Source organism: Streptomyces sp. NPDC107471 (assembly GCF_055582845.1).
On record NZ_JBVJPC010000006.1, the window covers coordinates 453594 to 477478 of the forward strand.

General features: G+C 72.5%; 19 protein-coding genes. 12 read left to right on the top strand and 7 right to left on the bottom strand.

Annotation, left to right across the window (positions count from 1 at the left end):
• The first annotated feature begins 181 nt into the window (after window positions 1-181).
• Complete coding sequence (locus ACZ66S_RS23165; protein ID WP_469903419.1) at window positions 182-4099, top strand: glycosyl hydrolase; 3918 nt, start codon at window positions 182-184, stop codon at window positions 4097-4099.
• Here ACZ66S_RS23165 and ACZ66S_RS23170 read toward each other — a convergent pair.
• Window positions 4082-5107 (bottom strand): LacI family DNA-binding transcriptional regulator, encoded by a 1026-nt coding sequence (locus tag ACZ66S_RS23170; protein WP_469903420.1) that lies wholly within the window; start codon window positions 5105-5107, stop codon window positions 4082-4084. The two genes, ACZ66S_RS23165 and ACZ66S_RS23170, sit on opposite strands and share 18 nt — an antisense overlap.
• Window positions 5108-5349: 242 nt before the next feature.
• Here ACZ66S_RS23170 and ACZ66S_RS23175 point away from each other — a divergent pair, with 242 nt between their 5' ends.
• From ACZ66S_RS23175 to ACZ66S_RS23195, 5 genes are all read left to right on the top strand, one after another.
• Window positions 5350-6039 carry a lytic polysaccharide monooxygenase auxiliary activity family 9 protein gene (locus ACZ66S_RS23175; RefSeq protein WP_469903421.1) on the top strand — a complete coding sequence of 230 codons (690 nt, stop codon included), beginning with the start codon at window positions 5350-5352 and terminating at the stop codon, window positions 6037-6039.
• A 306-nt stretch (window positions 6040-6345) separates the two neighbouring features.
• On the top strand, window positions 6346-6564 hold the full coding sequence (locus ACZ66S_RS23180) for a hypothetical protein (RefSeq protein WP_469903422.1): 219 nt from the start codon (window positions 6346-6348) through the stop codon (window positions 6562-6564).
• A 156-nt stretch (window positions 6565-6720) separates the two neighbouring features.
• The gene (locus tag ACZ66S_RS23185) at window positions 6721-7509 is read left to right on the top strand and encodes a cyclase family protein (RefSeq protein ID WP_469903423.1); all 789 of its coding nucleotides are present in this window, start codon (window positions 6721-6723) and stop codon (window positions 7507-7509) included.
• Window positions 7506-9146, top strand: a complete 1641-nt coding sequence (locus tag ACZ66S_RS23190) for a thiamine pyrophosphate-binding protein (protein WP_469903424.1) — start codon at window positions 7506-7508, stop codon at window positions 9144-9146. The genes ACZ66S_RS23185 and ACZ66S_RS23190 overlap by 4 nt, the downstream gene beginning before the upstream one ends.
• Window positions 9147-9254: 108 nt before the next feature.
• Complete coding sequence (locus ACZ66S_RS23195) at window positions 9255-9875, top strand: DinB family protein (protein ID WP_469903425.1); 621 nt, start codon at window positions 9255-9257, stop codon at window positions 9873-9875.
• Window positions 9876-9888: 13 nt separating this feature from the next.
• Here ACZ66S_RS23195 and ACZ66S_RS23200 read toward each other — a convergent pair whose 3' ends face one another.
• The 5 genes from ACZ66S_RS23200 to ACZ66S_RS23220 all read right to left on the bottom strand — a co-directional run bounded on the left by ACZ66S_RS23200 (window position 9889) and on the right by ACZ66S_RS23220 (window position 16227).
• Window positions 9889-11334 (bottom strand): glyceraldehyde-3-phosphate dehydrogenase, encoded by a 1446-nt coding sequence (locus ACZ66S_RS23200; RefSeq protein ID WP_469903426.1) that lies wholly within the window; start codon window positions 11332-11334, stop codon window positions 9889-9891.
• Window positions 11335-11410: 76 nt separating this feature from the next.
• A complete protein-coding gene (locus ACZ66S_RS23205; protein ID WP_469903427.1) occupies window positions 11411-12640 on the bottom strand; it encodes a DegT/DnrJ/EryC1/StrS family aminotransferase in 1230 nt (409 codons plus the stop codon).
• Window positions 12641-12732: 92 nt separating this feature from the next.
• Window positions 12733-13872 carry a GNAT family N-acetyltransferase gene (locus ACZ66S_RS23210; RefSeq protein ID WP_469903428.1) on the bottom strand — a complete coding sequence of 380 codons (1140 nt, stop codon included), beginning with the start codon at window positions 13870-13872 and terminating at the stop codon, window positions 12733-12735.
• Between the two features lie 508 nt (window positions 13873-14380).
• Window positions 14381-15028 carry a response regulator gene (locus tag ACZ66S_RS23215; protein WP_469903429.1) on the bottom strand — a complete coding sequence of 216 codons (648 nt, stop codon included), beginning with the start codon at window positions 15026-15028 and terminating at the stop codon, window positions 14381-14383.
• Window positions 15025-16227 (bottom strand): sensor histidine kinase, encoded by a 1203-nt coding sequence (locus ACZ66S_RS23220; RefSeq protein WP_469903430.1) that lies wholly within the window; start codon window positions 16225-16227, stop codon window positions 15025-15027. Before ACZ66S_RS23220 ends, ACZ66S_RS23215 begins: the two co-directional genes overlap by 4 nt.
• Before the next feature lie 161 nt (window positions 16228-16388).
• Here ACZ66S_RS23220 and ACZ66S_RS23225 point away from each other — a divergent pair, with 161 nt between their 5' ends.
• The 6 genes from ACZ66S_RS23225 (at window position 16389) to ACZ66S_RS23250 (ending at window position 21478) form a co-directional block, all read left to right on the top strand.
• Window positions 16389-17171, top strand: a complete 783-nt coding sequence (locus ACZ66S_RS23225; RefSeq protein ID WP_469903431.1) for a class I SAM-dependent methyltransferase — start codon at window positions 16389-16391, stop codon at window positions 17169-17171.
• Window positions 17172-17223: 52 nt separating this feature from the next.
• A complete protein-coding gene (locus ACZ66S_RS23230; RefSeq protein WP_469903432.1) occupies window positions 17224-17841 on the top strand; it encodes a TOPRIM nucleotidyl transferase/hydrolase domain-containing protein in 618 nt (205 codons plus the stop codon).
• Window positions 17842-18044: 203 nt separating this feature from the next.
• The gene (locus ACZ66S_RS23235; protein ID WP_469903433.1) at window positions 18045-19157 is read left to right on the top strand and encodes a Gfo/Idh/MocA family protein; all 1113 of its coding nucleotides are present in this window, start codon (window positions 18045-18047) and stop codon (window positions 19155-19157) included.
• The gene (locus ACZ66S_RS23240; protein ID WP_469903434.1) at window positions 19154-20080 is read left to right on the top strand and encodes a DUF6807 domain-containing protein; all 927 of its coding nucleotides are present in this window, start codon (window positions 19154-19156) and stop codon (window positions 20078-20080) included. Before ACZ66S_RS23235 ends, ACZ66S_RS23240 begins: the two co-directional genes overlap by 4 nt.
• A complete protein-coding gene (locus tag ACZ66S_RS23245) occupies window positions 20077-20826 on the top strand; it encodes a cupin domain-containing protein (protein WP_469903435.1) in 750 nt (249 codons plus the stop codon). Before ACZ66S_RS23240 ends, ACZ66S_RS23245 begins: the two co-directional genes overlap by 4 nt.
• A gap of 199 nt (window positions 20827-21025) precedes the next feature.
• Entirely contained in the window at window positions 21026-21478 is a 453-nt protein-coding gene (locus ACZ66S_RS23250) for a phospholipase (protein ID WP_469903436.1), read from the top strand.
• A 53-nt stretch (window positions 21479-21531) separates the two neighbouring features.
• Here the strand turns inward: ACZ66S_RS23250 and ACZ66S_RS23255 are convergent, their stop codons facing one another.
• Window positions 21532-23775, bottom strand: a complete 2244-nt coding sequence (locus tag ACZ66S_RS23255; RefSeq protein WP_469903437.1) for a heavy metal translocating P-type ATPase — start codon at window positions 23773-23775, stop codon at window positions 21532-21534.
• Window positions 23776-23885: the final 110 nt, after the last annotated feature.

Consider the following 23885-nt stretch of genomic DNA (forward strand, 5'->3'; position numbering starts at 1 on the left):
CGATGTCCAGCGACTATAGGAGGGTAAAAACGTTCCAACAAGACGTCATGCGGCCATCCGTGGAAACGACCTGACGGCCCCGCAGCTCTGGTGAGGGCCGTGGGGGTGTCCTACGGTGAGGCTGACGTAAAACGTTTTTGATCCGTGAGAGTGTCCCGGCCGTAGTCGGAAGGACCCACCCGTGCTCTCTCCAGCCCTGCAACGGCTCTTCGACGACCCGCCCCGGGACTTCGGCCCCACCCCGCTGTGGTGGTGGTCCGGCGCGAAGGTCACCCGCGACCGCCTGGCCTGGCAGCTCCGCCGCTTCGCGGACGGCGGCGTCCACAACCTCGTGGTGATTAATCTGGCTCCAGCCGGGCCGACCTTCGGCGCCCGGACCGACGACCCGGTGTGGTTCGGCGAGGAGTGGTGGGCCCGCTTCACGGACGCCTGCGAGATCGCCGGGGACCTGGGCACACGCCTGTGGTTCTACGACCAGATCGGCTTCTCCGGCGCCAACGTCCAGGGGAGCATCACCCGCCGCCACCCCGAGGCGGCGGGCCGCGCCCTGCGCGCCCGCCGGGCGGTGGTCTCGGGCGGCACGGTCCCCCTGCGGGGCACGGAGACGCTGCTGGGGGCGTACGACGACTCGGGCGCACGCCTGCCGGTCACCGGTCCGGCGCACGTCGGCGCCCCCGACGGCACCGAGGTGCGCCTGGTCCTCGCCGTCCCCACGGCGTTCGACTATCTGAACCCCGCTGCCGTCGGTCTCCTGTTCGACGCCATTCACCGCGAGTACGACCGCCGCGTGCCCGAGCACCTGGGCAACGTCATCGCGGGCAGCTTCCAGGACGAGCTGCCCGCCACCAACTCCTGGACCGGCCGCCTCCCCGAGGAGTTCCGGACCCGGCGGGGCTACGACCTCCTCGACCACCTGCCCGCCCTGTTCACCGGGGACGACTCCGACCGGGCCCGGCGGATCCGCGCCGACTACTACGCCGTCCGCGCCGAACTCACCGAGGAGGCCCTGTTCCGCCCGCTCGCCGCCTGGCACGAGGAGCGCGGCCTGCTGCTGGGCTGCGACCAGAGCCATCCGGCCCGCTCCGGCTTCCCGGCCCAGTCCACCCAGCTCTACACCGACTACTTCCGCACCCACCGCTGGTACAGCGCCGCCGGCAGCGACCACCACGGCGACGCCAAGGTCCACTCCTCCATGGCCCACCTCTACGGGCACGAGCGGGTCTGGATCGAGTCCTTCCACTCCTCCGGCTGGGGCGGCACGCTGGAGGAGACCTACGACTGGCTGCTGCCGTTCCTGCGCAGCGGCGCCAACCTGTACAACCCGCACGCCAGTTACTTCGGCACCGCGGGCGGCTGGTTCGAGTGGGCACCGCCGTCCACCGACTGGCGCCAGCCGTACTGGCGGCAGTACCCCGCCTTCTCCCGGGCCGTCGCCCGGATCTGCTCGATCCTGTCCTGGGGCACCTACAGCGCCGACGTGGCGGTCCTGCACCCCACCGCCACCATGCAGGCCCTGCTTCCCCTGGACGCCCCCGTCCAGCACTTCGGCGACGGCCGCCTCGGCGCGGCCCACGCCGACGTCGACGAGACCCAGCGCCACTACCTGGAACTGTGCGGCACCAACAACTGGCTGCGGCCCACTGTCGGCGCCCTCGACCGGCACCGCGTCTCCTTCGACGTCATCGACGACACCTCGGTCCAGGCCGCCAAGGCCGGCGACGGCGTCCTGCGCGTCAGGGACCTGGCGTACACGACGGTCCTGCTGCCCTCCGCGAGCGTCCTGGAGCACGAGACGGCCCGCCGGCTCACTGAGCTCCTCGACGCCGGAGGACGTGTCGTGGTCGTCGGCCGCCCGCCGGAACGCGCCGCGGGGCTCGCCGGTGACGACTCCGTGGTGGCCGCGCTCGCGGAGCATCCCCGTCTGGAGCGGGTGACCGACGCCGAGGCCGGCGCGGCGGCGGCCGACGCCGGATACGCGACGGGCGAGGTGCCGCTGCTGGTCAGGAGGAAGGGCGACGCCGCGGTCGCGCTGGTCACGGGGGCGTTCCCGGACGCCCGTACGCATCCGCCGGAGGGCCGGCACGAGATCGACCCCGCGCGCTACGCCCGTACCTCCACCGTCACCGTGCGGGCCCCGGTCGCCGAGGCCGAGGTCTGGAACCCGGCGACGGGCCTCCGCTGCCCGGCTCGTGTCACCGTCACCGACGGCGTCTCGACCATCGAGGTACCCCTTGAGGGCGCCCCCGCCGCCCTCGTCGTCTGGCGGGAGGGCCCGACGGCCGACGCCGTGCCCCCGCCGCCCACGGAACCGACCGAGACCGTCGACCTGTCGGAGGGCTGGGAGGGCCGCCTCGTGCCCACCCTGGACAACACCTGGGGCGACCTGGCCCTGCCCGCCGGGGCCGCCCTGGACGAACCGCAGATCTGGACCATGCGCTGGACCGAGGACGGTCACTCCTGGGAGCTGGTACGGGCGACCTACGGCAACCGCGTCCGCGTCCTGCCACCCGTGCCCTCCCACCAGGCGCCGCCGCCCCTGGACAGCGCCGCAGTCGAACAAGTCCTCTCCGGTGCAGGGGAGTTGGCCCCCGCGGACTGGGGCGTCTCGCTCTACTCGTCCAGTCGTGGCATCCCCGACCCGGACGGCCTGCTCGGCAACAAGGGCCTGGTCCCGGAAGAGTTCGTGCGCGTTGCCGTGCCCGTGACCGGGACGGTCGCCCGGGTCAGGGCCGTCGTGGAGACCGGTCACCGCGGACCCGCCGACCTGCACATCGGCGCGGCGGCGGTCAAACGCCTCTGGTGGAACGGCAGTCCGCTGGAGACCACCGGCGGCTACCTCGCGTCGGCCCGGATCCGGGTCGAACGGGCCCGCAACGTCCTGGAGTACGAGCTGTCCGACGCCCAGGACCGGCCGCAGACCATCTCCGGCGCCGCCGACACCCCGCTGGGCAGCTACTTCTGCCTGTCCCACCCGGACGGGTTCGCGCCCCGCCCGCTGTTCATGCGCCTGCCCGACGGCGTACGGCCGGACGGCTGTGTGACCTACAGCGGCAGGATCGACGTCCCCGGTGAGGGAGCGGCGGCGGTCCTCGTCGTGGGCGCCGCGGTGGGCGTGACCGTCCTGCTCGACGGAGCCGTCGTGGCCCGGCAGGAGAAGGTCGAGTACTACGAGTCCGACTGGGGCGCGGTACCGATGTTCTTCCGGCACGAGCTGACACTGGACGGCGGCGACCACGTCCTCGACCTGGTGGCCGACAGCACCGACGTACGGGACGGGATCTACGTCGACCTCGTGGCGGACGGGTCCGCCCTGGTCAGCGGTCCCGGCTGGGAGGCCCGGACGGGGGAGTGGCAGGGAGCCACCGTCGAACACGAGGGCCGCTGGGGGGAGTTGCAGCACTGCGGCGCCGCGGTACGCCCGCATCCGCTGCCCGGGGCCGCCTGGCTGGCCGGGGCCCCGGTGCTCGGCTCCGGGACACTGCACCTGCGGTCCACCGACGATGTCCGGGAGACGCGGCAGCGCTTCCGCTTCACCGTCCCGGCGGGCACCGTGTCCCTCGACCTGCCCCTGGAGCTCCCGGCCCGGGTGAGCATCGACGGCGGCCCCGAACTGGATCTGAAGGGGGGCGAGTTGACGCTGGACCGCCCCCTCGGAGGAGCCGCCGAGTGCGAGGTCGTCACCGCTCCCACGGCCGTGCTGCGCGGCGGTTCCGCCTGGCGGGGACCGGTGCGGGTGCGCACGGTACCGGCGCCCCTGCCGCTCGGGGAGTGGGGCGAGCTGGGGCTGGGCGGCTGGAGCGGGGGTGTGGCCTACGCGCGCACCCTCACGGTGCCGGCCGGGCCGGACCCGGTGCTGGACCTGGGGCGGGTGCGCGGCAGCGCCGAGGTGCGCGTCGACGGCGAACTCGTCGGAGAGGCGTTCTGTGCGCCGTACCGATTCACGCTGACCAGGACCTCCGGGCGGGCCGTCCGCCTGGAGGTGACGGTCCACAACACCCTGGCCCCCTACCTCGCCGAGGCCACACCGACCGCCTGGGCCTTCCCCTCGCAGTTGCCCTCGGGACTGCTGGGTCCGGTGACGCTAGAACGGCGCGTCTGAGGACGTCCGCGTGGAGTCCCGCACGACGAGCCCCGGAGCGAACACCCTCGCCTCGTGGGCGTGTTCGGCGCGGGCCTCCACCTCGTCCAGGAGCATCTCGACGGCCGCCCGGCCGAGCTCCTCGACCGGCTGGCGGACCGTCGTGAGGGTGGTGCCCACGAAGCTCGCGATGTCCAGGTCGCCGTACCCGACCACCTGGACGTCCTCCGGGATCTTCACCCCGCGCTCGCCCAGCGCCCGGCACAGGCCCGCCGCGAGGAAGTCGTTGGTGCAGAACACCCCGTCGGGCAGCTCGTCGAGACCCTGCGCGATCCCGCTGCCGTACGCCACCGTCATCTCCTCGGCGACGACCTGGCCGAGGCGGGCCTCCCGCCGGGTGCGCACGGCCTGGCGGGCGCCCTGGTAGCGGTCGGCGCACTGGCGGATCGTGCGCTCGCCGTTCACGACGAGGATGTCCCGGGCCCCGCGGTCCAGGAGGTGCTGCACGGCCATGCGCCCGCCGGCGATGTCGTCCACCGAGACCGAACAGCCCTCCTGGGCGGGCATCGCGCGGTCCGCCAGCACCAGCGGGATGCCGCGCTCGCGCAACCGCGACAGCCGGGTGGGGTCGGCGCTCAGCGGGACCACCACCGCGCCGACCGCCCGCTGTTCGATGAGCATGGTGAAGTAGCCCTCCTCCCGCTCCGGCGCGTCCCCGCTGTCGCACAGCACGAGGGAGTAGCCGTGCTCGTACGCCGCGTCCGCGGCGCCGCGCGCGATGCGCGAGTAGAAGGAGTTGGCCACGTCCGGCAGCACCAGGCCGATCGACGAGGAGTGCCCGGTGCGCAGACCGGCGGCTCCCGGGTGGGGGACGTAGTCGAGGGCGGCGACCGCGTCGCGGACCCGCGCGGCGGTGCGCGCGTTGACCCGCTCGGGCCGGTTCAGGACGTTCGACACCGTGGAGACCGAGACCCCGGCGGCGGCCGCGACGTCCTGGATACGGGCGGGGCGAACCGAAATGACGTCCACCCCCTCGCTGTTGCAGCCGTACGACCAGGAAGGACGGAGTCCTCGGACGCTCTTCCAGATGGGCGACGCAAGTCTACCCCGGGCACGGATAAAACGTTTTCCGCACCGGGAACGGAGGGGTCCTGAAAGTGGCGCAATCCCGTGTTGCAGGCCTGACGGGTGAGGCGCACGTTGGTTGCTGCGGGAGCGCTCCCACGGCGCTCGCGCACGATTGAGTCCCCCCACTTCGAAAGGCACGCACCATGACATCCGCTTGTCATGATCACCACAAAAAAGTCATCAGGCGCGGCGGACGGGGCCCCCAGCTCGTCCTCGGCGCACTCCTCGCCCTGTTGCTCTGCCTGGTTCCCTGGAGCGGCACGGCCGTCGCCCACGGTTCGGTCGTCGATCCCGCGTCCCGCAACTACGGCTGCTGGCTGCGCTGGGGCTCCGACTTCCAGAACCCGGCCATGGCGCAGGAGGACCCCATGTGCTGGCAGGCCTGGCAGGACAACCCCAACGCCATGTGGAACTGGAACGGCCTGTATCGCAACGGCTCCGCCGGGAACTTCGAGGCCGTCGTCCCCGACGGGCAGCTCTGCAGCGGCGGCCGGACCGAGAGCGGCCGCTACAACTCCCTGGACGCGGTGGGCGCCTGGAAGACCACGGCCCTCGCCGACGACTTCACCGTGCACCTCTACGACCAGGCCAGCCACGGCGCCGACTACTTCCTCGTCTACGTGACACGGCAGGGCTTCGACCCCACCACCCAGCCCCTGACGTGGGACGACCTCCAACTGGTCGCCCGCACCGGACGCTACGCGCCCAGCCAGAACTACCTGATCGACGTGAACACCTCCGGCTACAGCGGCCGGCACGTCGTCTACACGATCTGGCAGGCGTCCCACATGGACCAGACGTACTTCCTGTGCAGCGATGTCGACTTCGGCTGAGCCGCATCGAAAATCCGGCGAACCTGCACACCGTTCACGGCTCGGCCACGCGGAAACTGAACGGTAGTCATGACCGCGTCCGCGCACGGCTTTTTGGTGGTGGAGTGTCCGTCTTGGGAGCCTCACGGCGATGAAGGCGCGGAAACCGCTCCAGCAAATCCTGTGAAGAAACAGGTGGATCGGGTGACCGTGTTGCGACGGCGGTGAAGCCGGTGACGGCCACCCGCCGCGGGGCGCGTCCGGCTGACTGGCCGTGTCCATGCCCGGCGTGCTTCCATCCGGTGTCCCCCTCCTTGAGGATTGCTCATGCGAAAGGAACCGCGCGCCATGAACGTCACCCCCCACATCGAGGCAGCCGAGCTCACCGACGCCGACCTGGACAACGTCGCCGGTGGTGTCGCCGCCGCGACCGCTGCCGGTGTCCACCTCCAGGTGGCGAACCTCGAGGTCTGCGCCGACGCCGGCGTCTGCGTCTCGGCCGCGGGTGTCGCGCTCGACGTCAACGCCCACGTCGGCGTGAACTGACCGCACGCCTGCCGAGGGCTCCGGATCATCCGATCCGGGGCCCTTCGTGGTTCCCGGCGCCATCGTGCGCCGCTTCCGGCTCCTCGGGGAAGACGGTGCCGCCGACCGCCCTCGCGATGCCATGCTGGCAGCCTCGGAGCGTTTCAGGAGGCCCTCATGCACGAGCAGCCGTCCCTTCTCGCCGCGCTGGTGTCCGCCCTGCGGGCCGGTTCGATCGAAGTCGTCGATCTCACCTCGCCGTTGTCGTCGTCCACGCCCGTGATCCAACTGCCGCCGGAGTTCGGCCAGACGGCGGTCTTCGAACTGGAGGAGATCAGCCGGTACGACGACCGCGGACCGGCCTGGTACTGGAACAACTTCCGCAGCGGAGAGCACACCGGCACCCACTTCGACGCCCCGAACCACTGGGTGACCGGAAAGGACCTCGCCGACGTGGCGTCCGTACCGGTCGGTCGGCTGATCGCCCCCGCCGCCGTGCTCGACTTCACCGACGAGGCCGCCAAGGACCCCGACTTCCTCGTGGAGGTGGACCACGTGAAGGCCTGGGAGGAACACAACGGACCGCTGCCGGAGGGGGGTTGGCTGTTCCTGCGCACCGGCTGGGACGCCCGCGCGCACTCCCAGGAGACCTTCCTGAACGCCGACGAGAACGGCCCGCACACCCCCGGGCTGTCCCCGGAGTGCGCGCGCTGGGTGGCCGAGGAGTCGCCCGTGATCGGCCTCGGGGTGGAGACCGTCGGCACGGACGCCGGGCGCGGGCACTCCTTCGAGCCCGCCTTCCCCTGCCACTCCTATCTGATGGGCAGCGACAAGTACGGCCTGACCCAGCTCCGCAACCTGGACGCACTGCCCGCCACGGGCAGTGTCGTCGTCGCGGGGCCGCTGCCCATCGTCGCGGGCTCCGGCTCCCCGGCGCGCGTGCTGGCCCTGGTGGAGCGGTCATGAAGGTCGCGGAGGCCGTTGGACGGGCCCTGCGCACGGCGGGCGTCGAGCAGGTCTTCGGCGTCGTCGGATCCGGGAACTTCCATCTGACCAACGCCCTGATCGCGGCCGGCGCGCGATTCGTCGCCGCGCGTCACGAGGGCGGTGCGGCCACGATGGCCGACGCCTACGCGCGCGTGAGCGGCACGGTCGCCGCCGTCAGCGTCCACCAGGGGCCCGGGCTGACCAACGCGATGACGGGCATCGCCGAGGCGGCCAAGAGCCGCACACCGCTCGTCGTGCTCGCCGCCGAAGTCACCAGGCCGACCTCCAACTTCTACGTCGACCAGGACGCGCTGGGCGCGGCCGTCGGTGCGGTGCCGCTGCGGATCACCTCGGCCGAGGACGCCGTGGAACAGGCGGTCGAGGCGGTGCGGCGGGCTCTGCACGAGCGGCGCACGGTGCTCCTCAACCTCCCCTTGGAAGTACAGGCGTTGGAGGCTCCCGACGGTGTCCTCGCCCAGGTGGCACCCGTGCCGCGCCGGTCGGCGGTCGAACCGGCCGCGTCCGAGGCGGCCGCCCTCACGCGGGTGCTGGAGCAGGCGCGGCGACCGGTCTTCGTGGCCGGCCGCGGCTCCCGCTCACCCGCCGCCCGGGACGCCCTCGAAGCCCTCGCCGAGCGCTGCGGCGCGCTGCTGGCGACCTCGGCCGTGGCGCGCGGGCTGTTCCACGGCAACCCCTGGTCGCTCGACGTCTCCGGAGGCTTCGCATCGCCCCTGGCGGCCGAACTCATCCGGAGCGCCGACGTGATCGTCGGCTGGGGCTGCGCACTGAACATGTGGACCATGCGGCACGGCGCCCTCATCGGAGCCGGCACCACCGTGGTCCAGGTCGACGACGACCCCGCGGCGCTCGGCGCGCACCGGGAGCTGCATCTCGGGGTCACCGGCGACGTCGAACGCACCGCGCGACACGTCCTGGCGGCCTCCGGCGACCGGCGGCAGGGCCTGCGGACCCCCGACATCGCCGCGGCCGTCGCCGCGCGGGTGCGCTGGCGTGACGTGCCGTACGAGGACACGGGCACCCGCGACCGGATCGATCCGCGCACCCTCAGCATCGCGCTGGACGACATCCTCCCGGCGGAGCGGGTGATCGGCGTCGACTCCGGCAACTTCATGGGCCACCCGAGCATGTTCCTGTCGGTGCCGGACCAGGACGGCTTCTGCTTCACCCAGGCCTACCAGTCGATCGGTCTCGGCCTCGCCACCGCGATCGGCGCGGCCCTGGCCCGCCCGGACCGGCTGCCGGTGGCCGCGCTCGGCGACGGGGGCGCGCTGATGGGCGCCGCCGACCTGGACACCGTACGGCGGCTCGGACTGCCCATGGTCGTCGTCGTGTACAACGACGAGGGCTACGGCGCGGAGGTGCACCACTTCGGGCCCGACGGGCACCCGCTCGACACCGTCGTGTTCCCGCCGACCGACATCGCCGCCGTGGCCCGCGGCTACGGCTTCGAGGCGGTGACCGTGCGTACGCCGGCGGATCTGAAGCCGGTGGCGGACTGGGTGGCGGGACCGCGTTCCGCCCCGCTGCTGATCGACGCCAAGGTGGTGGCGGACCGCGGGGCATGGTGGCTGGAGGAGGCATTCCGGGGGCACTAGGCGGTCACCGGGGGGGCTCACCCTCCGCCCGGAGGCGGGAAAAAAGGGGAAGCGGGTCGCCCCCGGGGTGTGCCAGCCTGACCGGCCGGACCACCCAGGGGAGCACCCATGACCGCAGGACCTCGCCTCACCCCGCTGCTGGACCAGTTCGACTGGTCCTGCGAGCGACTGGCCGGCCGGCTCGCCGGACCGGTCATGGACAGCGGAGACGGCTCACGGACCCCGGTCGGCCCGCTGACCGACGACGAGTACCTCTGGGAACCGGTGCCGAACTGCTGGTCGGTGCGACGGCGCGGCGAGGAACCCGGGGCGCGCGCGGCCTTCCTGACCGGGTCCGGCGACTGGGGCCGGGACGCCGCGCCCCACCCGCACCCCGTACCGCCGCCGTTCACCACCCTGGCGTGGCGGCTGAGCCACCTCAGCGAGATGCTCCTCCTGCGCGCCGACCACACGACCGGCACCCACACCCTCACCCGCGACGACTACCGCGTCAGCGGCACCGCCGCCGACGCGGTCGCCGCCTTCGACGCGGCGGCCGACGCCTGGCGCACGACGCTGCGGGCCACCGACGACAGCGATCTCGACACCGTGGGCCGCTGCACCTACCCGCACGGGAGCGACCCCGAGGAGCCCTTCCTGGACATCGTGTGGTGGGTCAACCAGGAAGTCCTGCACCACGGCGCCGAGATCGCCCTGCTGCGCGACCTGTACCGGGAACGCCGGCACTGACCCGCCGCTGGGATCAGACCGCGGGCGCCGGATAGGTCGGGTACTCCACCCCGGTCACGTGCTGCACGACCCGGACCACCTGGCAGGAGTAGCCGAACTCGTTGTCGTACCAGAGGTAGAGGATGGCGTTGTCCCCGTCGACCTTGGTGGCGCCGGCGTCGACGATCGAGGAGTGGCGCGAGCCGATGAAGTCGCTGGAGACCGCGTCGGGGGCCGTGGTGAAGTCGATCTGACGCTTGAGCGGTGAGGTCAGCGAGACGTTGCGCAGGTGGTCGAGGACCTCCTCGCGGGTGGTCTCACGGCCCAGGCGCAGGCTCAGGATCGCGATGGAGACGTCCGGCACGGGCACCCGGATCGAGCTGCCGGTGATCGGCGCCTTCAGGTCGGGCAGCGCCTTGGCGACGGCGGAGGCTGCGCCCGTCTCCGTGATGACCATGTTCAGCGGCGCGGAACGGCCCCGGCGGTCGGCCTTGTGGTAGTTGTCCAGCAGGTTCTGGTCGTTGGTGAACGAGTGGACCGTCTCCACGTGGCCGCGCAGCACGCCGTACTCGTCGGCCATCGCCTTCAGCGGCGGGACGATCGCGTTGGTGGTGCAGGACGCGCAGGACAGGATCTGCTCGTCCGGCTTGATGGTGTCGTGGTTGACGCCGTGCACGATGTTGGGGACGTCGCCCTTGCCCGGCGCGGTCAGCACGACCTTGTCGATGCCGGGGCGCAGGTGCTGGGACAGGCCCTCGCGGTCACGCCACTTGCCGGTGTTGTCGATGAGGATGGCGTTCTTGATGCCGTACGCCGTGTAGTCGACCTCGGAGGGGTCGTTCGCGTAGATCACCTTGATGGTGTTGCCGTTGGCGATGATCGCGCTGTCGGCCTCGTCGACGGTGATCGTGCCCTGGAACTGGCCGTGGATGGAGTCCCGGCGCAGCAGCGAGGCCCGCTTGATGATGTCCTGCTCGCCGCCGCCCCGGACGACGATCGCGCGCAGCCGCAGTCCGTTGCCGGAGCCCGCCTTCTCGATCAGCAGCCGGGCCACCAGTCGGCCGATGCGGCCGAAGCCGTAGAGGACGACGTCCCGCGGCTCCCGGCGGTCGATCTTGTTGCCGCCCGTCGCGCCGGCCACGGCCTCGGCGGTGAACTCGGCCACCGACAGGCCGCGGTCGTCGGCCTGGTAGATCTCGGCCAGCCGGCCGATGTCGATCTGCGAGGGGCCGAGGTCCAGCGTGGTGAGGGCCTGGACGAAGGGCAGGGTGTCGGTGACGGAGAGCTCCTCGCCGGCGATCTGCCGGGCGAACCGATGGGTCTTGAGGATGCTGACCACCGACTTGTTCACCAGGGAACGGCTGTGCAGAAGAACCGTTACATCACGCTCCCGGTGCAGCCTCCCGATCATCGGGATCATCGATTCCGCGATCTCTTCGCGGTTCTTCCAGTCGGTGAACGAGTCGTCCTTGACAGTCACAGAATTCTCTTTCGAGCTAGGCGGCGCTCATATGCTAACCCCCTGATGTTTTGATCGATCGTCGGGGTGGCAGAGCTCACTGCCCCAGCAGCCGGGGCGGGGTGGCGTCCGGGACCGGGCGCAGCAGGGCGGGGTGCGCGTCGGTCACCCGCTCCCTGGTGAACGCGGCCACGATCCGGCGGGCCAGCAGGGGATCGGCCGGGAGGGCGTGCGCGGCGAACCAGCGGGCGGGCGTCGGGTCGGGGGAGGACTCGACGAACTCCGCGCCCGCGTAGTCGTCCAGCGGCGGGTCGTAGATGTAGCCGCAGACCAGGTCGTGCCGCACCAGCCGCCGCACCAGGGCATCGCGGTCGTGGACCAGGAGCGGCACCCGGAACAGCGGGAGGGGGCCGTCGTGCGCCGTCCGGTCGCGCAGCGCCGGCGAGGCCCACGGCGTGCCCGCCAGCAGGGCGACCCCGGCCCTGCGCCGTGCCAGGTCCTCGTCGAGCCGGGCCATCCGCACGCCCAACTGGCCGCGGACCAGCGCGCCGTGCCGGGAACGGTAGCCGTGCAGATCGACACGGACCCAGCGCTCGTACGCGGGCAGGCTCGGGGCCTCCCGGGCCGAGGCGGCGAGCCGGGGCGCCTGGAGGGCCATCCGGAACGTGTCGCGCTCCATGAGCCCGAGGCGTTCCATGGTCCGCCACACCGGGCGCACCAGACGCAGCGACCGGACCGCGGACAGGGCCAGGGGACGCAGGGTCGTGGCGAGGTCCTCGCGCAGTCTGCCGGGGGTGAGGAGATCGTCCCGGAGCAGCTCCAGCTCCCGGCGCGTGCGCGCGTCCTCGACGGCGAGGAAACCGCCCGCCATCCCGGCCACGTGCTTGGACAGGCTGAACGCCGCCGCCCTGCCGAAGGTGCCGACCGGCTGCCCGTCCACATGGCTGCCGATCGCGTGCGCCGCGTCCTCGAACAACGGGATCCCCAACTGGGCGCAGCGGCGCCGCAGTTCGAGGACCCGGTCGGGTACGCCGTACAGGTTGGTGGTCAGGACCGCGTCCACCTCGCGCCAGGTCGACTCCGGCACGGCGGCCGGGTCGATGTTGCCGTCCCACACGGACACCGGCGCCTGCACGGGACGCAGACCGGCCGCGAGGACCACGAAGAGGATCACGTCGTCGCTCACCGGCGACATCAGCACCCGCGCGCCCGGCCGGCACCAGCGCCGGAGCGCCAGGTACAGGGCCAGCCGGGCCGAGGGCGTGTAGACGCACTCGCGTCCCAGTCGCCGGGTCATCGTCGCGGCCAGCCGCGAGCCGTAGGGCATCGGCACCCCTTGTGTCGACGGGCCAGGGAAGGGCCGGGGAAGAGGACACGCGCGTGTGTGTCCCGCGTGCGGACCGGGTGGGCGGGCTCGCGTCAGCTCGCCGGCGGTCCCGCGCTGTCGGAGTCCGAGCGGTGCCGGGACGTGCGCAGGGTGCCGACGGTCTTCAGGAGGCGGTCGGCGGGCTCGCGCAGGGCCGGGTGGGCGTTGACCGTGTTGCGCAGGCCGCGCACCGGGCGGCGCCACAGTCGGTGTGCGGTCGCGACCGGGTGGGGACGGCTGGCGAATCCTTCCGCCACACGCAGTTCACGGGTCTTGAGCCAGTCCTTCCACTCCTTGTCGCCGCGCCCCATGTCCATGAGCCGTACCCCGCGCCGGCCCGCGGCCTCGGCCATCCGCAGGTGCATGATCAGGCCGGGGGAGTAGTAGCGCAGTTCGGGGTCGTACGCGGTGAACCAGGGGGCGAACACCGTGCGCGAGGTGGGCCCGAAGTGGGCGGCCACCGGCCGGTCACCCGCGTACACCACCGAGAGGACCCCGGTGAAGTGCTCCTCGCGGACCTGGAAGAGGTCCTCGACCAGCCGCACGATCCACGGCCGCGCGAACCGGTCCATCCGGCCCGTCCTGCGGTACTGCGCCGACTTCCACCGCATCAGCGTGCGCAGGGCCCGCGGGTCGCGCTCGTCGAACACGAAGCGCATCTCGCCCAGGTCGCGGGTGAGCCGGCGCTCCTTCTTGAGAGTCGTCTTCGCGAGCCCCGGGTAGGCGCCGCGCAGCCACTCCGGGTAACTGTCGCTGCCGACCTTCAGATCGATCACCGGGGAGGCGAACGTCCCCGTCACGTAGGGGGCGAAGGGCTTCTGCTCCTCCACGAGGTGGTCGAACTCGAACACCGAGAGCCGGCACGCCTTCAGCAGCGCCCGGGTGTCCCAGGTGACCCCGGGGCGGTGCACGAGCCCCTGGCAGTCGGACAGTCCGAGCCCGATGGCCCGGCCGACGCCGAAGGAGCCGCGTTCGTACGGGAGGAAGCCCACGGCCTCGCCGCGCTGGTGCAGGACCGCCACCCGGGCGCCGCCGCGGTGCCGGTCGATCCCGGCGGCGAACTCCGGTGCCAGGAACGGGTTGGCGTAGTCCGGCGACTCGTCCATCGCCTGGTGCCAGGCCGTGCGGAGCGCGGTGTCGAGTTCGCCGGGTCTGTGGATCGTTATGTCCGTGTCACTGCTCATGGATCGCATGGGCGATCGGTCCCCCCAATTCCCCCCACGACGCGCCGTCCGCGTCCCGCCGGTCGGAGTGCTGGCAAGGATCAAACGTCGCCAAACAGTACGCATGCTGTCAAGGGTGCCTGCCGTAACGGAAGAGTGCGGATCGGACGCCGCTGGTTCCCGTCGGCGGCCACGGTGCCCCACCCCGCGGAGGATCTGTCGTCGGTCCCGATGCGCTACTTGCCGTGGCCCGCCCGGTCGCCGTCGCCGGTCATGGCAGCAGCCGTCGTTCCTTCGCCACGGCGACCGCGCCGGCCCGGGGCATGGTGCCCGACCTCGCGGTGGATCTGCCGCTGGCCCCGATGTGCGGCTGCCCGCCGTGGGCCGCCCGGTCCCCTGTCGCCGTTCATGGCAGCAGCCGTCGCTCTTCGCCACGGCGAACCGCGCCGGCCCTGGCGTGCTGCCCGCCCGGCGGTGGATCTGCCGCTGGCCCCCATGTGCGACTGCCTGCCGTGGCCCGCCCGGTCCCTGTCGCCGGTCAGGGCAGCAGTCGTCGTTCCTTCGCCACGGCGACCGCGCCCGCGCGGGTCTCGACGCCCAACTTGCCGTAGATGCGGCCCAGATGGGTCTTGACTGTGGCCTCGCTGATGAACAGGGCGCGGGCGATCTCCCGGTTGCCGAGCCCGCGGGCGAGTTGCGCGAGGATCTCGTGCTCGCGGGCGGACAGGGCGGGACGAGGGCTGCGCAGCCGGGTCAGCAGCCGGTCGGCCACCGGGGCGGACAGCGCGCCGCGGCCCGACGCCGCGTCCCGGACGGCGGAGAACAGCTCCTCGGGCTGTTCCGCCTTGAGGAGATAGCCGGTGGCGCCCGCCTCGATGGCCCGGGTGACGTCGGCGTCGGTGTCGAACATGGTGAGCACCAGTACCCGGGGGGCCCGCTCGCCCTGGGCGGTGAGGTGCCGGGTGGCGGTCACCCCGTCCATGCCGGCGTCGAGCTGAAGGTCCATCAGGACGACGTCGGGGCGCAGATGGGCCGCCATGGCGAGCGCCTCCTCGCCGGTCGCGGCCTCCCCGACCACGTCGATGCCCTCGGCGCTGGAGAGCAGGGCCCGCAGCCCGGCGCGCACCACGGCATGGTCGTCGCAGAGCAGGAGCCGGACGGGGGAGGCGGGGGTCGGCGTACTCACAGGGCGGGCTCCTCGGCGACGAGCGGGACGGCGGCCGACACCACGGTGCCTTCCCCGGGCGCGGACTCCACGGTGAGCGTGCCGCCGGCCTGGCGGGCCCGGATCCGCATCGCGGGAAGCCCGTGCCCCCGCGTCGACGACCGCGGGGCCCCCGGCCCGGTCTGCTCGAACCCCCGCCCGTTGTCAGCGACATCCAGCGAGACCAGGTCGTCCAGCCACGTCAGCGTGAGCGCGGCCCGGGTCGCCGCCGCGTGCTCCCGTACGTTGGCCAGCGCGCCCTGGGCGATCCGCAGCAGCGCCGCGGCGACCCGTTCGGGCAGCGGCCCCTGGTCCCCGTCGAGCCGGAACTCCACGGTCAGCCCGGGACCGCTCTCGCGCCGGGCGAGTTCGTCGAGGGCCTGCGCGAGGGAGCGCTCGGAGAGGTCGGCCGGGGCCAGGTCGTGCACGAAGCGACGGGCCTCGGCGAGGCTGCGCGAGGTGATCCCGGCCGCCGCCCGCACATGCTCGCGGGCCGCGTCCCGGTCGGCCTCCCACACCCGCTCCGCGGCCTGGAGCAGCATCCGCTGACTGGACAGCTCCTGCGCGAGGGTGTCGTGGATCTCCGCGGACAGCCGCTGCCGCTCCGCGAGGACCCCGGCCCGCCGCTCGGTGGCGGCGAGTTCGTGCCGGGTGCGCACCAGGTCCCCGATCAGCACGCGCTGCTGGGCGCCCTGCCGCTGCAGATGCACGAGTACGGCGGTGGCGACCGCGGCGACGGCCGGCGGGGCCACGACCATGTTGGGGTTGAGCGGCCCGTCGGCCACCCGTATCTCCGAGAGCACCACCAGCGCGGTGAGCACGGCCGCCACCGGCACCGCGATCCGCGGCGGCAGCGTGTGCAGTCCGGCGAACAGCAGGGGCATCACGCACCAGGTGGCGCTCGGCGCGAGCGCGAGCAGCACGACCCAGACGGCGGTGACCGAGCCCAGCCACACCAGATGACGGCGGGTCGGCGGCAGTCCCGGGCGGGGCGGCGGGGCCACCAGGCGGCCGAGGACGTACAGCAGACAGAAGACGGCGAACAGCGCCACCACCCAGCCCGTGCGCGCCCCGCCCTGGTCGCGGCTCAGGAAGCGGGCGAACGACGAGCCCAGCAGCACGAGGAACGCGCCGTGCACGATCGCGCCCAGCCAGCGCTCGTCCGGATCGGTGTGGTTCATGCTCCGTGTCTAACGTGCCGGACGCGGGACCGCATCAACCGATCGGCTGACACGGCCGTCGCCCGGGTCTCCCCGCGGGAGCAGCCGGTCGGCCGAGCCGGACCCCCGGCCGCCGCACCGAGGCTTGGCGGCAGAGCGAAACACCTCCGAAAGGCCTCCCGATGCCCGCCAGGAACCTCACCGCCAACCGCGCCGCCCTCGGCCACCGTGTCGGCTACGCCCTGCGCCACCCCGACCGCGTGCCCCGCCACCTGGTCCGCGCCGCCCGCGACCTGTGGCTGCGCCGCCGTCACCCGGACCACATCTCCTACTACCGGGCCGTGATGCGCTCCGACACCCGCACCGACCCTGACCTGGCCGTCGGCAGCCGCAACCGGGAGCGCTGGCTGGCGCTCGGCGCGATGCAGTTCGACTACCTGGTCGGCCACGGGCTGCGTCCCGAGCACCGCATGCTGGAGATCGGCTGCGGCAACCTGCGCGGCGGCTGGCGCTTCATCCGCCATCTGGAGCCCGGCCACTACCACGGGATCGACATCTCGCCCGACATCCTGTTCGCCGCGCAGGACACGATCGTCGAGATGTCCCTGCAGAAGCGGCTGCCGAACCTGACCCCGGTCCGCGACCTGACCCTGCGCTTCCTGCCGGACGCCCACTTCGACGTCGTCCACGCGCACAGCGTCTTCTCGCACTCGCCGCTGCCCGTGATCGAGGAGTGCCTGGCGCACGTCGGCCGTGTCCTCGCCCCGGGCGGCTGGTTCGACTTCACCTTCGACCGCACCGAGGGCGAGGAGCACCACGTGCTCAGGGAGGACTTCTACTACCGCGTCGAGACGCTCGTGGCCCTGGCCGAGAAGCACGGGCTGCGCGCCCGGTTCATGCGGGACTGGGAGGAACTTCCGCACGGCCAGTCCAAGATCCGGGTGACGCACGGGGGTGAAGAATGAGGCCGGTGAAAATTGCCTGTCGCCGGGGCCCATGAGGGCACAGACTCGTCCCATGGCTGACATGGGGGAGTTCCGGGACGCGGTCACGGCGTGGGCGGCCGGTGGCCCCGGCGAACCGGCACACGAACTGGCCGCGGACCTGTCCGTCCGGACCGTCGTCCTGCTCGAAGGCCCGAGCGACGTGGCGGCGGTCGAGGCGCTGGCCGCGGCCCGGGGCCGGGACCTGGCCGCCGAGGGGCTGTGCGTCCTCGCGATGGGCGGGGCGATGAGCGTCGGCCGCTTCGCGGGCCTGCTGGGCCCGTCGGGCCTGGGCCTGCGCCTGACGGGACTGTGCGACGAGCGGGAACGGCCTTTCTACGCCCGGGGCTGGGAACGAGCCGGTGCGACGCCGGACGGCTACTTCGTCTGCGCGGCGGACCTGGAGGACGAACTCATCCGCGCGCTGGGGGTGCCACGGGTGCGGGAACTCGTGCGCGAGCAGGGCGAGCTGCGGCAGCTCCAGACCTTCCTGTCCCAGCCCGCCCAGCGCGACCGCTCCGCCCAGCAGCAGTTGCGGCGCTTCATCGGCACGAAGTCGGGCCGCAAGATCCACTACGGCCGCGTCCTCGTCGAGGCCCTTGACCCCGACCGGGTGCCCGCCCCGCTGGACGACCTCTTCGCCGCCCTCTGAGAGGGCGCGGCGAGGCGGGGCGAGGACGAGGGCGGCCCCGTTCGCCGAGTCGGACAGGTGAACCGACGGTGTGCGTGGCGTGTTCACCGATATCACCGCCCGGGGGTCTTGTTAGGACAATCGCCGGGATCTAGGGTCGACCCGGGGAGCAAGCGCTTTCCCCGCACGTCAGCGTCCCTCGCCGGACGTCCCAGGAGGACCGTATGCCCCGTCCAGCCCGCCGCCGCGTCGCCGTGGTCGGCACCGGCGCCATCGTCAGCGGCAGCCATCTGTCCGCGCTCAGGGCCCACGCCGAGCGCACGGAACTGGTCGCCGCCGTCGACGTGGACCAGGGCAGACTCGACGCCTTCCGCGAGCTCGCGGGCGGTCAGGTCGCCGGGTACACCTCGGTCGACGCGATGCTGGACGCCGTACGCCCCGACCTGGTCCTGATCGGCACCCCGCCGTCGCTGCACCGGGAGCAGACGGTGGCCGCGCTCAAGTCGGGCACCTGGGTGCTGTGCGAGAAGCCGCTGACGCTGTCGCTCGCCGAGTACGACGAGATCGCCGCCGCCGAGGAGGCGTCCGGCGCCTACGCCTCGGTGATCTTCCAGCACCGCTACGGCTCGGGCGCCGCCCACGCGCGCGAGCTGATCACGAGCGGTGAGCTGGGCGCCCCCCGGGTCGCGCACTGCCAGACCACCTGGCACCGGGACGCCGCCTACTACGCCGTCCCGTGGCGCGGCACCTGGGCGAGCGAGGGCGGCGGCCCGACCATGGGCCACGGCATCCACCAGTACGACCTCCTCCTGCATCTGCTCGGCCCCTGGGCGGAGATCCGCGCCATGGCCGCCCGGCTGGTCCACGACACCGAGAGCGAGGACGTCTCCACGGCCCTCGTCCGCTTCGAGAACGGCGCCCTCGCCACCGTCGTCAACAGCGTGCTGTCGCCCGACGAGGTGAGCCGCATCCGCATCGACTGCGCCGACGCGACCGTCGAGCTCACCCATCTGTACGGGCACCGCAACGAGGACTGGGCCTACACGCCCGCCCCCCACGTGGCCGCCGACCGCGTCGACGCCTGGCGCACTCCGGCCGCCGACGTGCCCAGTTCGCACACGGCCCAGCTCGGCGCGCTCCTCGACGCGTACGACAACGGTGTCAGGCCGCCCGGCAGCGGTGCCGACGCACGTGCCACCCTCGAGTTCGCCGCCGCCCTCTACAAGGCCGCGTTCACGGGACTGCCCGTGCACGCGGGGGAGATCGTGCCGGGCGACCCGTTCTACCCGGCCATGCACGGCGACCACCCCCACTGGGCCCCCAAGGAGCGCGCATGAGCATCCGCGTCAGCCACGTCCACGGCGAGCACATCGCCGTCGAGGCGGCGAACGGCACGGAGATCCTCCGCTACGTCTACCGACCCGACGCCGACGCCTTCGAGGCCCAGAAGCCCTACGCCCACCCGGTGCGCACCCTCGGCGGCCGCACAGTGACCGGCTACCGGCCCAACGACCACCGCTGGCACAAGGGTCTGCAGATGACGGCGAGCCATCTGTCGGGGCAGAACTTCTGGGGCGGCAACTGCTATGTCCACGGCCGGGGTTACCTGCCCCTGCCGGAGCGCGTCGGCTCCATGCGGCACGACGGCTTCACCGCGTTCACGGTCTCCGAGGCCCGGCTGGACGTCACCGAGGCGCTGACCTGGGTGGAGAACGGCGGCGAGGAGTGGGCCCGGGAGGAGCGCGGACTCGCCGTCCACTCGGTCGACGAGGAGGCCGGTTCCTGGGCGCTCGACTGGTCGATCCGGCTCACCAACCTGCGGTCCGAGCCGCTCGCCTTCGGTTCCCCCACCACAGCGGGCCGTGACATGGCCGGCTACACCGGGCTCCAGTGGCGTGGCCCCCGCGACTTCACCGGCGGCGCGGTCTTCGGTCCGGACACCGACGCCGACGCGGACAAGCTGATGGGCAGCCAGGGCCCCTGGCTCGCCTTCACCGCCGAGCACGACGACGTGGACGCGCACTCCACGCTCGTCTTCGCGCACGCCCCCGAGAACCTCGATCCGGGGACCGCGATCCACGAGTCGCACTGGTTCGTGCGCTCCCAGCCCTTCCCCACGGTCGCGTTCTCGTGGGCGTTCTTCGAGGAGTTCGAGCTGCCGCCGGGGGAGTCCTTCACCTACCGCTACCGGCTGGTCGTGGCCGACGGCGCCTGGGACGAGGAACGCGTCTCCGCGCGTCTGGCGGGCCTGCCCTGGTGAGCCCGGGCCTTCCCCACCCGCTGCCGGGCGCCGTGGGCCTGTCCCACCTGAGCGCCTACGACTGGGAGGCCGTCGACGGTGTCTGCGGCGGCAGCCCGCACCTGCACCTGGTGTGCACCGAGGCGTACGTCGTCACCGGCGGCCGGGGTGCCGTGCAGACGCTGAGCCCGGACGGCTACCGCGAGATCCCCCTGGAGCCCGGCTCGATCGCCTGGTTCACCCCGGGCACCGTGCACCGCATGGTCCAGGGCGGCGATCTGCGCGTCACCGTGCTGATGCAGAACAGCGGGCTGCCCGAGGCCGGGGACGCCGTCTTCACCTTCCCGCCGGAGGTCCTGGCCGACCCGGCGCGGTACGCCGCCGCCGCCCAACTCCCGCCGGGAACCGGGCCGGAGACGGCCGCCGCCGCCCGGCGCCGCAGGGACCTCGCCGTCGAGGGCTGGCTTGTGCTGCGCGAGGCGCTGGCCGAAGGCGACAACGGCCCCTTTCTGGAGTTCCAGCGGGCCGCCGCCCGACTGGTACGGGACAAGGTCCCCCACTGGCGCGAACTGTGGCGGACGGGCTCCCTGGCCACCGCCGAGCGCACTGGCGCCCAGCTCGACGCGCTCGCGTCCGGCGAACCGGCGTACCTGGGCGAGGCGACCGCCCACGAAGCCGCGCCGACCCGGCTCGGCGGTTTCGGGATGTGCGGCAGACGCGACGAGTACAACCTGCCGGGGACGACACTGCCGTACGGCGGCGAATAACCCCGCTCCGGGCAAGGGGAGTTGCTAGGCGGGCCTTGGAAGTCCGCCCGCTCGGTGCGCTGGTGGTCCGATCCGTCGGCAAACCCCGGAGTTAAGGGGGTATTTGGGTGCGCGGAGTGTAGGCGACATCACCGCTGCCCATCATCTTGACATGAACCTGCGGCCCGACGGGCGGGCCGGGGTCTCATGGAGGTGTGGAATGCACCGCAGACTCGCCACCGCACTGAGCGCCTCGACACTGGCCCTCGTCACCGTCGTCGCCACCGCCGCAACCGCCGACGCCGCTCCCGCCGACAAGTCCGCCGTCCTCGCGACCTGGACGCAGACCAGCGCGTCCAGCTACACCACGTGGGCCGCCGCCCGCGCCGACCGGACCAACTGGAGCGCCTACGCCTTCGACTGGTCGACCGACTACTGCTCCTCCTCGCCGGACAACCCCTTCGGCTTCCCCTTCTCGATGTCCTGCGCCCGCCACGACTTCGGCTACCGCAACTACAAGGCCGCGGGCACCTTCAGCGCCAACAAGTCGCGCCTCGACAGCGCCTTCTACGAGGACCTCAAGCGGGTCTGCGCCAAGTACGGCAGCGGCACGAAGACCGCGTGCAACAGCACCGCCTGGACGTACTACCAGGCGGTGAAGGCGTTCGGCTGACCAGAGCGGTGCGGGCAGGGGAGGCATTCGGACGCGTTCCCCTGCCCGCCGGGTCAGTGAGCCGCCCTGAACGACCGCAGCCGCAGCGAGTTGCCGACCACGAAGACCGACGAGAACGCCATCGCCGCCCCCGCCAGCATCGGGTTGAGCAGTCCGGCCGCCGCGAGCGGCAGCGCGGCCACGTTGTAGGCGAACGCCCAGAACAGGTTGGACCGGATCGTGCCCAGGGTGCGGCGGGCGAGACGGATCGCGTCAGCCGCGGCCCGCAGGTCGCCCCGGACGAGGGTCAGATCGCCGGCCTCGATCGCGGCGTCCGTGCCGGTGCCCATGGCCAGACCGAGGTCGGCCTGGGCCAGCGCCGCCGCGTCGTTGACGCCGTCACCGACCATCGCGACCGAACGGCCCTCCGCCTGAAGGCGCTTGACGACGTCGACCTTGTCCTGCGGCAGGACCTCGGCGATCACGTGCTCGGAGTCGATATCGACCTCCCGGGCCACGGACTCGGCCACGGCCCGGTTGTCACCGGTCAGCAGCATCGGCGTGAGCCCGAGACCCCGCAGCCGGGCGACGGCCTCGCGGCTGGTCTCCTTGACCGCGTCTGCGACCTCGAGCACGGCACGCGCCTCCCCGTCCCAGGCCACCGCGATGACCGTACGACCGGACGACTCCGCCGTGGCCTTTGTGCGCCGCAGCTCCTCCGGCAGCTCCATGGCCCAGTCGGTGAGCAGCCGCTCCCGTCCGACGAGGACGGCATGCCCGTCGATGACGCCCTGTACGCCGAGCCCCGGGACGTTCGCGAAGTCCTCGGGCGCGGGCAGTGAACCCAGCTTCTCCAGCGCCGCGTCGGCGACCGCGCGGGCCACCGGGTGCTCCGAGGCGTGCTCCAGAGCGCCCGCCAGCCGCAGGACGTCGGTCTCGTCGGTGCCGTGGGCGGTGTGCACGGCCAGCAGGGTCATCCGTCCGGTGGTGACGGTGCCGGTCTTGTCCAGCACCACGGTGTCGACCCTGCGCGTGGACTCCAAGACCTCGGGACCCTTGATGAGGATGCCGAGTTGGGCGCCGCGGCCGGTCCCGACCAGCAGCGCGGTCGGCGTGGCGAGGCCCAGGGCGCACGGGCAGGCGATGATCAGTACGGCGACGGCGGCGGTGAACGCGGCAGCCGTACCGGCGCCGTTGCCGAGCCAGAAGCCCAGGGTGCCGAGTGCGAGTGCGATCACCACCGGCACGAACACCCCGGAGATCCGGTCCGCGAGCCGCTGCGCGGCCGCCTTGCCGTTCTGGGCGTCCTCGACCAGCCGGGCCATCCTGGCGAGTTGGGTGTCCGCGCCGACCCGGGTCGCCTCGACGACGAGCCGTCCGCCCGCGTTGAGGGTCGCGCCGGTGACGGCATCGCCGGGGGTGACCTCCACCGGTACCGACTCACCGGTGAGCATCGAGGCGTCCACGGCGGAGGAGCCCTCGACGACCGTCCCGTCGGTGGCGATCTTCTCGCCGGGACGGACGAGGAAGCGATCGCCCACCTTCAACTCGCTTACGGGTACGGTCCGTTCGCGACCCCCCGCGTGCAGTACGGTCACGTCCTTCGCGCCCAGTTCCAGCAGCGCCTTCAGGGCCGCGCCCGCCTTGCGCTTGGAGCGGGCCTCGAAGTACCGGCCGGCCAGGATGAACGCGGTGACCCCGGCGGCGGCCTCCAGATACAGGTTCCCGGTGCCGTCGCCGCGGGCGATCGTCAGCTCGAAGGGATGCTTCATGCCCGGTGTGCCGGCGGACCCGAGGAACAGCGCCCACAGCGACCAGCCGAAGGCGGCCGTGGTACCGACCGAGATCAGCGTGTCCATGGTCGCCGCGCCATGGCGGGCGTTGGTGAACGCCGCCTTGTGGAAAGGCCATCCGGCGTACGTCACCACGGGCGCCGCCAGTGTCAGCGACAGCCACTGCCAGTACTCGAACTGCAGCGCCGGGACCATCGCCATCGCGATGACGGGCACCGCCAGCACCACCGCGGTCACCAACCGCTCGCGCAGGGAGCGCAGTTCGTCGGGCTCCCCTTCATCGGGGGCGGCCGGCTCCGGTGGCACCGGCTCCTGGGCCGTGTACCCCGTCTTCTCGACAGTGGCTATCAAGTCCTGGACCGAGACGTCCGCGGGGTGGGTGACCCTGGCCTTCTCGGTCGCGTAGTTGACGGTCGCGGTGACCCCGTCCATCCGGTTGAGCTTCTTCTCGATGCGCGCCGCGCAGGAGGCACAGGTCATGCCGCCGATGGCGAGCTCGGTCTCGGCCGCTGCGGTGGTGGTCATCGGGCTGCTCCTCGTGGATACCGGGTGGGGGTATTCTCTGACGCGATTCCTGTATACCCCGGGCAGGTATGCGAGGCAAGCACTCGAACGGCTTGACTTGATACCCCTAG

Excerpts from the sequence above, each read along its gene's own strand:
- ACZ66S_RS23175 (WP_469903421.1), top strand. The coding sequence starts at position 5,350 with ATGACATCCGCTTGTCATGATCACCACAAAAAAGTCATCAGGCGCGGC.
- ACZ66S_RS23180 (WP_469903422.1), top strand. The coding sequence starts at position 6,346 with ATGCGAAAGGAACCGCGCGCCATGAACGTCACCCCCCACATCGAGGCA.
- ACZ66S_RS23185 (WP_469903423.1), top strand. The coding sequence starts at position 6,721 with ATGCACGAGCAGCCGTCCCTTCTCGCCGCGCTGGTGTCCGCCCTGCGG.
- ACZ66S_RS23190 (WP_469903424.1), top strand. The coding sequence starts at position 7,506 with ATGAAGGTCGCGGAGGCCGTTGGACGGGCCCTGCGCACGGCGGGCGTC.
- ACZ66S_RS23195 (WP_469903425.1), top strand. The coding sequence starts at position 9,255 with ATGACCGCAGGACCTCGCCTCACCCCGCTGCTGGACCAGTTCGACTGG.
- ACZ66S_RS23205 (WP_469903427.1), bottom strand. The coding sequence starts at position 12,640 with ATGCCCTACGGCTCGCGGCTGGCCGCGACGATGACCCGGCGACTGGGA.
- ACZ66S_RS23210 (WP_469903428.1), bottom strand. The coding sequence starts at position 13,872 with ATGCGATCCATGAGCAGTGACACGGACATAACGATCCACAGACCCGGC.
- ACZ66S_RS23220 (WP_469903430.1), bottom strand. The coding sequence starts at position 16,227 with ATGAACCACACCGATCCGGACGAGCGCTGGCTGGGCGCGATCGTGCAC.
- ACZ66S_RS23225 (WP_469903431.1), top strand. The coding sequence starts at position 16,389 with ATGCCCGCCAGGAACCTCACCGCCAACCGCGCCGCCCTCGGCCACCGT.
- ACZ66S_RS23230 (WP_469903432.1), top strand. The coding sequence starts at position 17,224 with ATGGCTGACATGGGGGAGTTCCGGGACGCGGTCACGGCGTGGGCGGCC.
- ACZ66S_RS23235 (WP_469903433.1), top strand. The coding sequence starts at position 18,045 with ATGCCCCGTCCAGCCCGCCGCCGCGTCGCCGTGGTCGGCACCGGCGCC.
- ACZ66S_RS23240 (WP_469903434.1), top strand. The coding sequence starts at position 19,154 with ATGAGCATCCGCGTCAGCCACGTCCACGGCGAGCACATCGCCGTCGAG.
- ACZ66S_RS23250 (WP_469903436.1), top strand. The coding sequence starts at position 21,026 with ATGCACCGCAGACTCGCCACCGCACTGAGCGCCTCGACACTGGCCCTC.
- ACZ66S_RS23255 (WP_469903437.1), bottom strand. The coding sequence starts at position 23,775 with ATGACCACCACCGCAGCGGCCGAGACCGAGCTCGCCATCGGCGGCATG.